Below are 12,507 nucleotides of genomic sequence, written 5' to 3' on the forward strand. Positions count from 1 at the left end.
GCAGACCGCGCCCTCGCCCGCGCCCACGGCTCGGGCCGCGCCCTCCCTGGCCGCGCCCACGGCCACGGCTCAGGCCGTGCCCGCGCCCACGGCTCAGGCCGCGCCCGCGCTCTCGTCCTCGGCCTCGCCCTGGGCGATCGCTTCGGCCACCTCGGCCACGCGCTCCGCCTCCTCCGCCGCGAAGCGCTCGCGGTCGAGCCGTTCGGCGATCTCCTCGTCCTGCGTCATCAGCAGGTCCAGGTTCGAGTCGCCGAGGTCGAAGACGCCCATGTCGAGGTACGCCCTCTGGAGCCGCTCGCCCCACAGGCCGATGTCCTTGACGCAGGGCACGATCCGGCTGAAGAGCAGCTTGCGGAAGAGGCGCAGCGTCCCGGACTCCTCCGCGACCTGCGCCGCCTCCTTCTTCGAGACGCCGAAGTTCTCCAGCACCTCCACCCCGCGCAGCCGGTCGCGCATCAGGTAGCAGCCCTCGATGACGAACTCCTCGCGCTCGCGCAGTTCGGCGTCCGACAGCTGCTTGTAGTAGTCGCGCAGCGCCATGCGCCCGAAGGCCACGTGCCGGGCCTCGTCCTGCATCACGTACGCGAGGATCTGCTTGGGCAGCGGCTTGTTCGTCGTGTCGCGGATCATGCCGAAGGCGGCGAGCGCCAGACCCTCGATGAGCACCTGCATGCCGAGGTAGGGCATGTCCCAGCGGGAGTCGCGCAGGGTGTCGTTCAGCAGGCCCTGCAGGTTGTCGTTGACGGGATAGAGCATCCCGATCTTCTCGTGCAGGAAGCGGCCGTAGATCTCGGCGTGCCGCGCCTCGTCCATCGTCTGCGTGGCGGAGAAGAACTTCGCGTCCATGTCGGGGACGGACTCCACGATCCGGGCGGCGCAGATCATCGCGCCCTGCTCACCGTGGAGGAACTGGCTGAACTGCCAGGAGGCGTAGTGCCTGCGCAGCTCCGACCGGTCCCTTTCGGTCATCTTGGCCCAGTGGGGCGTGTGGTAGAGGGCGAGCGCCTCGTCCGGTGTGCCGAGGGGGTCGTACGGGTCGACCTCCAGGTCCCAGTCGATGCGCAGGGCGCCGTCCCACTGCTTGTCCTTGCCCTTCTGGTAGAGGGCGAGGAGACGGTCACGACCCTCGTCGTATTCCCAGCTGAAGCGCGCGGCACCGGAGGCCGGCACCTCCCATATGCGCTCCCCCGGGGTCCCGGTGTAGAGGTCGTGCGTCGACACGGACGGCTCCTTCCTGTGCACAAGCGGTGGTTGGCAGGCTCACACGGTGGTAGACGCCGGGTCAACAAGTTCTCGCACAGGGGATTGACGGCCTTGCTGACACGCAGTCTTATAAGGGATGACCCCCAGTAACCCCAACTGCGCGAGGTGCCGTCCACCATGACCACCGTGACCGAACGCGACATACGACTCCTTCGCGACGCGCTCGGCCCGCTCCGGGACCGTGAGCAGGTCGCCGAGCGCCTGCTCGAATCCTCCGCCAAGCACTCCTTCGACCCCGACAAGGAGCTCGACTGGGACGCCCCCCTCGAAGAGGGCAAGTGGTTCTGGCCGCCGGAGCTCGTCTCCCTCTACGACACCCCGCTGTGGCGGAAGATGTCCGAGGAACAGCGCATGGACCTGGCCCGCCACGAGGCCGCCTCGCTCGCCTCCCTCGGCATCTGGTTCGAGATCATCCTGATGCAGCTGCTGGTGCGGCACATCTACGACAAGTCCGTCACCAGCAACCACGTCCGGTACGCGCTCACCGAGATAGCGGACGAGTGCCGCCACTCGATGATGTTCGCCCGCATGATCCAGAAGGGCGGGGCGCCGGCGTACCCCGTGCCCCGGCTCTACCACAACCTCGCGCGCGTCCTGAAGACCGTCTCCACCACCCCCGGTTCGTTCGCGGCGACGCTGCTCGGCGAGGAGATCCTCGACTGGATGCAGCGCCTGACCTTCCCCGACGAGCGCGTCCAGACGCTGGTGCGCGGCGTCACCCGCATCCACGTCGTCGAGGAGGCCCGCCATGTGCGGTACGCCCGCGAGGAGCTGCGCCGCCAGATGGTGACGGCGCCGCGCTGGGAGCAGGAGTTCACCCGGCTCAGCTGCGGCGAGGCGGCCCGCGTCTTCTCCGTCTGCTTCGTCAACCCGAAGGTGTACGAGAACGTCGGCCTGGACCGCCGCGAGGCCGTCGCCCAGGTCCGGGCCAGCGGCCACCGCCGGGAGGTCATGCAGTCCGGCGCCAAGCGGCTGACGGACTTCCTCGACGACATCGGCGTGCTGCGCGGCCCCGGCCGCAGGCTCTGGAAGAGCTCGGGACTCCTCGCCTGAGCCGGGGTGCAACGGGCGTACGGGGCTACGCTGCGGGCATGACGAGTGCCGCCACGCCCGCGTCCAGTGCCGCCACGCCCGCGTACCGACGCCTCAGCGTCGGGGAGCGCCGCAGCCAGCTCCTCGGCGTCGCCCTCTCGCTCTTCGCGCACCGGGCGCCCGAGGACGTGTCGCTGGACGACGTCGCCGAGGCCGCCGGGGTCTCGCGGCCGCTCGTGTACCGCTACTTCCCCGGCGGCAAGCAGGAGTTGTACGAGGCGGCCCTGCGGTCGGCCGCCGACGAGCTGGAGCTGTGCTTCGCGGAACCGGCCGTGGGCCCGCCGACCGAGCGGCTCGCGCGCGTCCTCGACCGGTACCTCGCCTTCGTCGACGGGCACGACACCGGGTTCAGCGCCCTGCTGCAGGGCGGCAGCGTCGCGGAGACGTCCCGGACGACGGCGATCGTGGACGAGGTGCGGCGCGCCGCCGCCGAGCAGATCCTCCTCCACCTCGGCGTGCCGGAACCGGGGCCGAGGCTGCGGATGATGGTGCGCACTTGGATAGCGGCGGTCGAGGCGGCGTCGCTCATCTGGCTGGACGAGGGCAAGCAGCCGCCCGCCGCCGAGCTGCGCGCCTGGCTGGTCGACCAGCTGGTCGCGCTGCTGACGGTGACGGCGGCGACGGACGAGGGGGCCGCGCGCGCGGTGGCCGCGCTGCTGGCGCGCGAGACGGCGGACGGACCGGTGGGCACGCTGGCGCGGCGCGTGCTCCCCGTGGTGGGCGGGGCCGCGCACCTGCTGTGACACTGGGGGCGTGCGAAGCGAGAACACCCCCTTCTACGGCGGTCCGCTGGACGGCCGGGTCCTGCCGGTGCTGACCGGCCTCACCGGCCATCCGCCCAAGTGGTACGTGGTCCCCGTCCCCGCCGAGGACGGCGGCCCGGCGACGGTCCACGCCTACCGCCGCGTACCGGCCGGGTACACCAGGCGGCTCGGGCTGCAGCGGGGGTGGAAGTACGAGTACGCGCCCGGGGGCCGGGAGCGGCGCGAGCTGAAGTGGCCGTGGTCCAAGCCGCCCCGGCAGAGCGACGACCGGCCGTAGGATCGGGCGCCGTGACGGGGGGACACGCGTGACGGGGAATCCGCTGCGGCCGCCGCTGCCCGGCGACCCCCGGCGGCTGGGTCGCTGGGAGCTGTGCGGCCGGCTCGGTGAGGGCGGGATGGGCACCGTCCACCTGGGGCGGCACGGGCGCCGGCTGGCGGCGGTCAAGACGCTGCGCGCGGAGCTGGCGGGCGACGCCCACTTCACGGCCCGCTTCCGGCGGGAGGCCAAGACCGCGCGGGCGGCGCGCAGCCGCTATGTGGCGGCGGTGCTGGAGCTGGGCCTGGACGGGCCGGTGCCGTGGTTCGCGACCGAGTTCGTGGCCGGGCCGACGCTGGAGGCGTGCGTCGAGGGGCGCGGCCCGCTGCCGGAGCCGGGCGTACGGGCGCTCGGCGGGATGCTGGCGCGGGCGCTGGTGGCCCTGCACCGGGCGGGGGTGGTGCACCGGGACCTGAAGCCGTCGAACGTCCTGCTGACGGCCGACGGCCTCCGGGTCGTGGACTTCGGCATCGCGCGGCGTCTCGACGCCACGTCGCTGACGCGCACCGGGCAGCTGCCCGGCTCGGAGGGCTACATGTCCCCCGAGCAGGTGCTGGGCCGGGAACTCGGGCCGCACTCCGACCTCTTCGTCCTGGGCGCGTTGCTCACCTACGCGAGCACCGGTCACCACGCCTTCGGCGCCGGGCAGCACCTCGCGGCGTACGCCATCGCCCACGAGGAGCCGCAGGCGCTGGACGGCGTGCCCGCCGCGCTGCGCGAGCCGGTACGGCGCTGCCTGCGCAAGGAGCCGGGCGAGCGGCCGACGGCGGCCGAGCTGGCCGCGGAGTGGCCCGAGCCGCCCCGGGGCGGCGGCTGGCTGCCGCAGCCGGTGCTGGACGACATCGCGGCGCTGCGTCACCGGGCGGCCGAGCTCAGCGGCGTACGCGTCACCGAGGCACCCGGCGCGGGGCCCGGGCGGCGGCGTCTCCTCGCGGCGGGCGGCGCCGCCCTGCTGGCCGGCTCGGGCGCGGGCGGCGGGGCCTGGTGGTGGTTCACCCGTGGCCCCGGCGGCCCCGGCGGCACCGGCGACTCCGGCGACCCGGAACCGCCGCCCGGGGTGCCGCTCTGGAAGGGCGCGCCCGGCAAGGTGCCCGGCCCGCTGTGGTCGCTGGACACGCTGGACCCCGAGCCGCCGTTCGGGCCCACGGCCGCCGGGGACGTGGTGCTGGCCGCCGCGCCGGGCGCCGTCGTCGCGCTCGACCCGCGCACCGGCGAGCGGCGCTGGACCCGGGCCGCCGCCCGGCCCCCGGTCGCCGCTCCCCGCCCGCTGCTCCTCGGCGCGGACGGGACGCTGCTCGCGCTCGGCCCCCGCACCGGCGAGGAGGTCTGGCGCGGCCCGGGCGGGCTCACGCGGCTCCTCGCGGCCGGCCCGGACACCGTGTACGCGCTCGACGCCTCGCACCGGATCGTCGCCGTGCGCACCGGGGACGGCTCCCGGCTCTGGCAGACCCCGTCGCCCACGGCCGACGACGGTGCCGCGGCGCGCGCCGTGCCTCGTGAGGCGCTGCTGCTGGCGGACGCCGACGGTCGCGTACACGCCCTCGACTCCCGTACCGGTGCCACCCGTTGGACCCTCACCGCCGGTGCGCGGGCCCTGCCACCCGCGTACGGCACGGACACGGCCGTCCTGGGCGGCCCCGCGCTGCGGGCGGTCGCGCTGCGCGACGGCGCCGAGCGGTGGCGGGTCGCACCGGCGTCGCCCGGCGGGTTCGGCGCGCCACTGGTCGTCGGGACACGGGTGTACGTGACGGACGGCGACGTCATGCGGTGCCTGGACGCGGCGAGCGGCGCCGACGTCTGGGAGCACACCTCCGACGGTGGCGTCTACGCGGCGGCCACCGCGCCGTTCACGGTCGCCGGCGGCGTGTACCTGCCGCTCGCGGACGTGGCGGACGGCGTGGTCGCGCTGCCGTTGGGCGGCGGGCGGGAGCAGTACCGCTTCCAGGCCGCCGGCTCCGGCACGGCATGGGCGGGGACGGCCGCCGGGGGCGCGGTGCTGTGGCAGTGCGGAGCCCGGCTCTACGCACTGCCGCCGTTCTGACGTACGCTCGCTGATCGTGGGGACGTCCGGTCAACCACCCGGATGTGCAGGGGCGTTGGGGCTGGAGGGGCACGTGGAGCCGCTGCGGGACGAGGATCCGCGTGAGATCGGGCCGTACACCCTGCTGGCCAGGGCCGGCGAGTCCGCCACCACCCGGCAGTACCTCGCCCGCGACGCCGCCGGGCGCACCGCGACGCTCCAGGTGCCGCACGCCCGGCTCATGGGCTCCACAGCCTTCCGCAAGCGATTCCGCGCCGAGGCCGAGCTGGCCGGGCGGCTCACCGGCGGCTGGACCGTGCCCGTCCTGGACGTCGGGCCCGACCCGGACGAGCCCTGGCTGGCCACCGCGTACGTCCCCGGAGTGCCGCTGGGCACCGCCGTCGGCGCGCACGGCCCGCTTCCCGAGCTGACCGTGCGCTGCCTGGGCGCGGCGCTCGCCGAGACGCTCGCCGTGCTGCACACCGGCTTGGGCGGCGCCCACCGGGGGCTCGCCCCGCACACGGTGCTGCTCACGGCGGACGGCCCGAGGCTGAGCGGCTTCGGACCGCTCGCCGCCGCCTCCGCCGCCACGGTCGCGGAGGGCGGCCGGCCGGCCCTGACACTCGACTTCCTGACACCCGAACAGGTCCGCGGCGCCGCGCCCGGCCCGGCGTCCGACATCTTCGTGCTCGGCATGCTGCTGGTGTACGCGGCGACCGGGCGCGGTCCCTTCCCGGACGGCGGCGACCCGGCGCGCGGTGTCGCCGACGCGCCGCCCGACCTCGGGGCCGTACCGCCCCGTCTGCGCCCGCTGCTGGCGCGCTGCCTGGAGAAGGACCCGGCACTGCGGCCCACGGCCGAGGTGGTCGCGGCCGGGTTGGCGCCCGGCGGCGCGGCCGCGCTGCTGCGGGAGGACGACGGCTGGCTGCCGGCCGCGCTGGTGACGCGGGTCGCGGCGGAGGCGGCCGAGGTGATGGCGCTGGACGGGCCGGACGAGGGCGCGGGTACGGGGCTGCTGCCCGCGGTGCCGCCTCCCGCGCCTCCTCGCCCGGCGCACCCGCCCAAGACGGCGGCTGCCGGCCGCCAGGCGCTCCGCCCGGCGACGCGCAGGCAGCTGCTGGCGGGCGCGCTCGCCGGGGTGGCGGGGCTCACGGCCGGGGCGGCGGGCGCCTGGACCCTGAAGGGTGACGAGAAGCCCGCCGCCGCGCCGCCGAAGCGGCGCCGGAAGCGGGTCACCGGGACTCCGCCCCCCGCCCTGTGGCACTACCGCATCGACAAGTCCGACCACGACGGCCTCTTCGCCGAGCCGGTCGTCTGGCAGGACAGGATCCTGCTCCTGCCGGTGGCGGGAGCCGTCATCGGCCTCGACCTGCGGACCGGGCGGCCGGCGTGGCAGCAGCCGCTCTTCACGCTCGGCGCGCGCCCCGTCCTCATCGACGGCGGACTCGCCGTCTTCCCCACCCAGCGGGGACTGGCCCAGCTGGTCATGGCCGACGGCACCGTCCGCTTCACGGACCCGGCGTACGCCGCCACCACGCCCGCCCGCGTCCTGGAGGTCGGCGAGTTCCTGGGCACGGACGGCACCCGCGTCTGGCTGACCGCCACCGTGAGCAAGGCCCGCGCCCGCAAGTACAACGGCCCCTTCCTCATCTGTTACGACGCCGTCGCGCGCCGCGAGGTGTGGCGCGCGGCGCTGCCCCCGGGCTATCCGGGCGCCGACGGCGCCAAGGGCGTGACGGGCGCGGTGCAGCCGGGCCAGGTCCTCGTGCGCCGCGAGCAGCCGGACGGGGTGGCGGGCGAGGGCGCGTCGGAGTTCGCGGCGTTCCGCCGTGACACCGGAAAGCCGGTGTGGCGCCGGCCGCTGGGCCGTGTGATGGCCTTCCACGAGGCGTGGGCCGTGCCCGACGGGCGGGTGTACGCGAACGTGGACAGGCTGCGGGCGTACGACGCCACGACCGGCAAGGAGCTGTGGGTGGGCGAGGGCGCGAACAGCGTCGGCGTCGTGCTGCCGCGCGACGACACGGTCTACACCTCCGGCACCTCGTACGTCCACGCCCTGGACGCGCGGACCGGCAAACAGCGCTGGCAGTCGAAGGACATGCGCGAGGCGGACGCGGGGGGCCTGCTGGCCGGCGTGACGCTCTTCGCCGACCCGGCCGGGCGCACCCTGCTGACCGGGGACAGCCAGTCCGTCACGGCGCTCGCCGCCGAAGACGGCGAGGTGCTGTGGAAGTTCGTGGGCGTGAGCGAGAAGTTCACGTCGGCCTGGTCCGGGGTCGCCCTGCGCGACCGGGTGGTGCTCTGGCAGGGCCTGGACGTCTACGCGCTTTCCCTGGAGTGACCGTGTCGCTCCACTCTCCCCTCCGCCACGACGACCCGGAGCGCGTGGGACCGTTCACGCTGCTGGCCAGGCTGGGCGGGGGCGGCATGGGCACGGTGTTCCTGGCGCGGTCGGCGGGCGGCCGGATCGTGGCGCTGAAGACCGTGCACGCGCGGTTCGCCCGGGAGCCGGAGTTCCGCGCCCGCTTCCGGCTGGAGGCGGCGGCCGCCCGCGTCATCGGCGCCCGGCACGGCGCGGCCGTCGTGGACGCCGACACGCAGGGCGCGCTGCCGTGGCTGGCCACCGACTACGTCCTCGGCCCGGCGCTGGCCGACGCGGTCGCGGTGCACGGCCCGCTGCCGGAGGCGGCGGTCCGGGCGCTGGGCGCCGCGCTGGGCCGCGCGCTCGACGACATCCACCGCGCGGGGCTCGTCCACCGGGACCTGAAGCCGTCGAACGTGCTGGTGACGGTGGCCGGGCCGCGCGTCATCGACTTCGGCATCGCGCGGGCGCTCGGCGCGCGGCGGCTGACCAGGACCGGGCAGGTCTTCGGCACACCGTCGTACATGTCGCCGGAGCAGGCGGCGGGGCGCGAACACGGGCCGCCCGGCGATGTGTTCGCGCTCGCCGGGGTGCTGGTGTACGCGGCGACGGGGCACGGCCCCTTCCCGGGCGAGGAGGCGGCGGACGTGCTCTACCGCATCCGGTACAGCGACCCCGACCTGCGTGGGCTGCCGGACGCGCTGCGGGCGCCGCTGGAGCGGTGCCTGGCGAAGGAGCCCGGCGAGCGGCCGGGCCCGGGGGAGCTGGCGGGGCTGCTCGCCGCCCCTGCGGAGCCGTTCGCGGAGCTGCTGCCGGGGCCGGTGCTGGCGGACATCGCACGGCGCTCGGCCGCGGTGTGGCAGGCCGCGGCACCGGTACGGCTGCCGGCGCCCGAGCCGGGGGCCGTACCGCCGGTGCCCGGCGAGGAGCCGCCGCGCGGGCTTTCGCGTCGCCGGCTGCTGGTGGGCGGGGGCATCGCCGTCGCGGCGGCGGGCGGCGCGGCGTGGGCCGCGTACCGCTTCACGCGGCCGGGCGCGGGCGCGGGCGGCCGCTCATCGCCGAAGCCGTCGCGGGCGCCCGGCCTCGGCCCCGAGCCGCGGTGGACGTACCGCGCCGACGACGACGTCAAACCGGTCGCGCTGGCCGACGGGGTGCTCGTGCTCTCCGGCGAGGAGGCGCTGTACGGCGTCGACACACGGACCGGCAAGGAGCTGTGGCAGGGCCCGGCGCGCACGGTGACCGTCCTCGGCGACCGGCTGCTGGCCCGGCACGTGACGTCGCTGGAGGCGGCCGTACTGATCCTCGCGCCCAGAACCGGCAAGCTGTCACCGGCGAGCGGGGAGCTGCGCGAGCCGCCGCTCCTCACGCCCTGGATCGCGGCGACGGGCGACCCCGAGGTGGCGTACCTCACCACGAGCGGACCCGTGATCGACGTGAGGCCCAGCCGAGACGTCGCCGCGTACGAGGTACGCACCGGACGGCGGTTGTGGCTGCGCAGCTTCACCGGCAGGGACGCTCCGCGCCCGTTTCCGGCCGCGGTCGCACAGGATGTGCTGGTCTGTTCCGACGGGGACCACGGGGTGGTCGGCCTCGATCGGAGCGACGGCTCGCCGCGCTGGCGCAGAACGGTCTTCACATCTGCCGACGCGGGCATGGCCGTGCTCGACACGCTGGGTCCCGCCACGGCGGCGGCGGGCCGGGTCCACGTGGCCGGCCCCGACATCGTCGCCCTGGAGGCGGCGACCGGGAGGATCGCGTGGCGCTGGGGCGCGGACCGCGCGGTCGACCCCCAGCCGGCTCAGCACTTCTACGGCGCGCCGAGGGTGGCGGACGGCGTCCTGTACGTCGTCGCGATCGACGGCGCGCGGCCGGGCGTCCCGGGCGAGTGGATGTACAGCCTCATCGCCCTCGACGCCGCCACCGCCAGGCCCCTGTGGAGCCACCAGTACGCCCTGCCGTCGGACGTGGACACGGCTCCGGTGGTCCATCGCGGCATGGTGTACGTCGGCACCGCCGACCCCCGTCAGCCACTGCTCGCGGTGGACACGCGCACCCACCGGCCCCCGTGGAGTTTCCGCCCCACGACGCCGGACGGCAGCGCGATCGGCGGACTGCTGCTCGGGGACGGGACGTTGTACGTGGCGCACGGCGCGACGGTCTCGGCGCTGCCTGTCGGGTGAACACGATGCCCCGGAACGCCCAGTAATCAGTTATTCGCACCATTGCCGCCGCAGGATGGGCGGCGGAGGTGACGACGTGTCAGGACGATTGCTGCGGAGCGTCTGTACGGCGGCGGTGGCGGCGGCGGTGCTGATGGCCGCCGGCGCCCCACCGGTCGCGGCCGAGCCCGTACCCGACGAGCCGACGGCCGCCGGGTCAACGGCCGACGCGCCGACGGCCGACGAGCCGACGGCCGCCGAACCGGGGGTGGCCGAACTGCTCGCCCGCCTGCGCACCCTGTACCAGCGGGCGGAGGAGGCGACCGAGGCGTACAACGCCGGCGAGGAGGCGCTCGCGGCGCACACCGCCGAGACCCGGCGGCTGACCGGTGATCTGGACAAGGCCCGCGAGGAGCTGGCGCGCGGCCGGGCGGACGCGGGACGGCTGGCGCGGGCGCAGTACCAGGGGCGTACGGACTTCTCCGCCTCCCTGCGGCTGCTGCTCGCCCGCGACCCGGACCACGCGCTCGACCAGGCCCACGTGATGCGGCGCGCGGCGCGCGAGCAGGCCGCGACGGTCGCGCGCCTGGAGCGCGGCGAGCGGCGGGCCGACGCGCTGGCGGCGGAGTCGCGCCGCGCGCTGGACCGCGAACGGGCCCTCGCCGAGCGGCAGCGCGAGGCCCGCGACGAGGCCGTGGCGCGGCTGCGGGAGGTCGAGGAGCTGCTCGCCTCCCTTACCGACGAGCAACTGGCGGAGGTGACGGCCCTGGAGGACGCCCAGACCGCCGACGCCCAGGAGGAGCTGCTCGCGGCGGGCGCGCCGGACGCCGCCCTGACCCCGTCGGAGGAGGGCGACGAGGCGCTGGAGTTCGCGGCCGGACAGATCGGCAAGCCGTACGAGTGGGGCGCCGAGGGCCCGGACTCCTTCGACTGCTCGGGCCTCACCTCACGCGCCTGGGCCACGGCGGGCCGCCCGATCCCGCGCACCAGCCAGGAGCAGTGGCGCACCCTCCCGAAGGTCCCACTGCGCGCGCTGCGCCCCGGCGACCTGGTGATCTACTTCCCGAAGGCCACGCACGTGGCGATCTACCTCGGCGACGGCAAGGTGATCCAGGCCCCGCGCCCCGGCGCCCGCGTCAAGGTGTCCCCGCTCGCCGCGAACCCCCTGCTGGGCGCGGTCCGCCCGGACCCGGACGCCCGCCCCCTGCGCGCGTACACCCCGCCGAGCCTGCCGACGGACGCGTCGACGGGCTCGGACGAGGGCTACGACGCTACGACCCGCTGACCGAGGCGAGGTACGCCGCGGTCTTCTCCGGCTCGTAGAAGAAGTTCTCGAAGTCGGCCGGGGCGTTGAAGCCGTTGGCGAAGCGGTCCGCCACCGGCGGGAGCTGCCCGGCCGCGCCGATCAGGTTCAGCACGTGCTCCGGCGGGACGCCCAGCATGGCGTTGGTCCACTTGGTGACGTGCTGCGCCGTCTCCCAGTAGCGGTCGAACGTCTGCTGCATCCAGGCCTCGTCGAACGGCCGGTCGCCGTGCGACACGATCGAGTCGAGGTACGACGCCGCGCACTTGGACGCCGAGTTGGAGCCCTGGCCGGTGATCGGGTCGTTGGCGACGACGACGTCCGCGACGCCGAGCACCAGGCCGCCGCCGGGCAGCCGGCCGATCGGCTTGCGGACGGTCGGGGCGTAGCGGCCGGACAGCGTGCCGCCGGCGTCGGTCAGCTCGACGTTCGTCGCCCGCGCGTACTCCCAGGGCAGGAACTTCTCCATCAGCTCCAGCGTGAGCGCGAGGTGCTCGCCGGGGTCCTTGACGCCCTGGAAGACGTCGAGCGGTCCGCCCGGGATGCCCTCCCAGAAGAGGATGTCGGCCCGGCCGGTCGTGGTGAGGGTCGGCATGATGAACATCTCGCCGACGCCCGGCACCAGGTTGCACCGCACGGCCTCGAACTCCGGGTGCTCCGGGCGCGGGCCGAGCCCGTGCACGTACGCGACCGCCAGCGCGCGCTGCGGCTCGGCGTACGGGGAGCGGGCGGCGTCGCGCTCGAACATCGACACGAGCTCGCCCTTGCCGGCCGAGACCAGCACCAGGTCGTACGTGCGCGCGAAGTAGTCCAGGTCGGAGACGGCCGCGCCGTGGACGACCAGCTGGCCGCCGCGCTGGACGAAGGTCTCCATCCAGCCGGCCATCTTCACCCGCTGGTCGACGGACTGCGCGTACCCGTCGAGCTTCCCGACCCAGTCGATCACCCTCTGGGACTCCGGCCCCGCGACGGAGACGCCGAGGCCCTCGATCTTCGGGGCCTGCGTCTCCCAGAAGTTGATCCCGAGGTCCCGCTCGTGCTGGAGCGCCGTGTGGAACATGCACTGCGTCGACATGACCCGGCCGGCCCGGATCTCGTCCGCCGTGCGGTTGGACATCAGGGTGACCTCGTACCCCTGCGACTGGAGTCCGAGGGCCAGCTGGAGACCGGACTGACCGGCTCCGACGATGAGTATCTTCCGCATCGGGAGGGGTTCCTTACTCGTTGC

The 12,507-nt window shown here is 75.2% G+C and carries 9 protein-coding genes; 7 read left to right on the forward strand and 2 right to left on the reverse strand.

Going from position 1 to position 12,507, the window contains the following annotated elements:
* Nucleotides 1-93: 93 nt before the first annotated feature.
* Entirely contained in the window at nucleotides 94-1,221 is a 1,128-nt protein-coding gene (locus AB0A69_RS12520) for a ferritin-like domain-containing protein (RefSeq protein WP_361419176.1), read from the reverse strand.
* A gap of 159 nt (nucleotides 1,222-1,380) precedes the next feature.
* Here AB0A69_RS12520 and AB0A69_RS12525 point away from each other — a divergent pair, with 159 nt between their 5' ends.
* From AB0A69_RS12525 to AB0A69_RS12555, 7 genes are all read left to right on the forward strand, one after another.
* A complete protein-coding gene (locus AB0A69_RS12525) occupies nucleotides 1,381-2,316 on the forward strand; it encodes a diiron oxygenase (protein WP_361419179.1) in 936 nt (311 codons plus the stop codon).
* Between the two features lie 38 nt (nucleotides 2,317-2,354).
* Nucleotides 2,355-3,098: a TetR/AcrR family transcriptional regulator gene (locus tag AB0A69_RS12530; protein WP_361419182.1), complete on the forward strand. Its 744-nt coding sequence runs from the start codon at nucleotides 2,355-2,357 to the stop codon at nucleotides 3,096-3,098.
* A gap of 10 nt (nucleotides 3,099-3,108) precedes the next feature.
* Nucleotides 3,109-3,396 carry a hypothetical protein gene (locus AB0A69_RS12535; RefSeq protein WP_361419185.1) on the forward strand — a complete coding sequence of 96 codons (288 nt, stop codon included), beginning with the start codon at nucleotides 3,109-3,111 and terminating at the stop codon, nucleotides 3,394-3,396.
* 28 nt (nucleotides 3,397-3,424) lie between these two features.
* Nucleotides 3,425-5,476: a serine/threonine-protein kinase gene (locus AB0A69_RS12540; protein ID WP_361419187.1), complete on the forward strand. Its 2,052-nt coding sequence runs from the start codon at nucleotides 3,425-3,427 to the stop codon at nucleotides 5,474-5,476.
* A gap of 73 nt (nucleotides 5,477-5,549) precedes the next feature.
* Entirely contained in the window at nucleotides 5,550-7,796 is a 2,247-nt protein-coding gene (locus AB0A69_RS12545; RefSeq protein ID WP_361419190.1) for a serine/threonine-protein kinase, read from the forward strand.
* Between the two features lie 2 nt (nucleotides 7,797-7,798).
* Nucleotides 7,799-9,997, forward strand: a complete 2,199-nt coding sequence (locus AB0A69_RS12550) for a PQQ-binding-like beta-propeller repeat protein (RefSeq protein WP_361419193.1) — start codon at nucleotides 7,799-7,801, stop codon at nucleotides 9,995-9,997.
* A gap of 76 nt (nucleotides 9,998-10,073) precedes the next feature.
* Nucleotides 10,074-11,261 carry an NlpC/P60 family protein gene (locus AB0A69_RS12555; protein ID WP_361419196.1) on the forward strand — a complete coding sequence of 396 codons (1,188 nt, stop codon included), beginning with the start codon at nucleotides 10,074-10,076 and terminating at the stop codon, nucleotides 11,259-11,261.
* Here AB0A69_RS12555 and AB0A69_RS12560 read toward each other — a convergent pair.
* A complete protein-coding gene (locus AB0A69_RS12560; protein ID WP_361419199.1) occupies nucleotides 11,248-12,483 on the reverse strand; it encodes a styrene monooxygenase/indole monooxygenase family protein in 1,236 nt (411 codons plus the stop codon). The two genes, AB0A69_RS12555 and AB0A69_RS12560, sit on opposite strands and share 14 nt — an antisense overlap.
* Nucleotides 12,484-12,507: the final 24 nt, after the last annotated feature.

This window comes from Streptomyces sp. NPDC045431, from assembly GCF_040646655.1.
GTDB lineage: Bacteria > Actinomycetota > Actinomycetes > Streptomycetales > Streptomycetaceae > Streptomyces.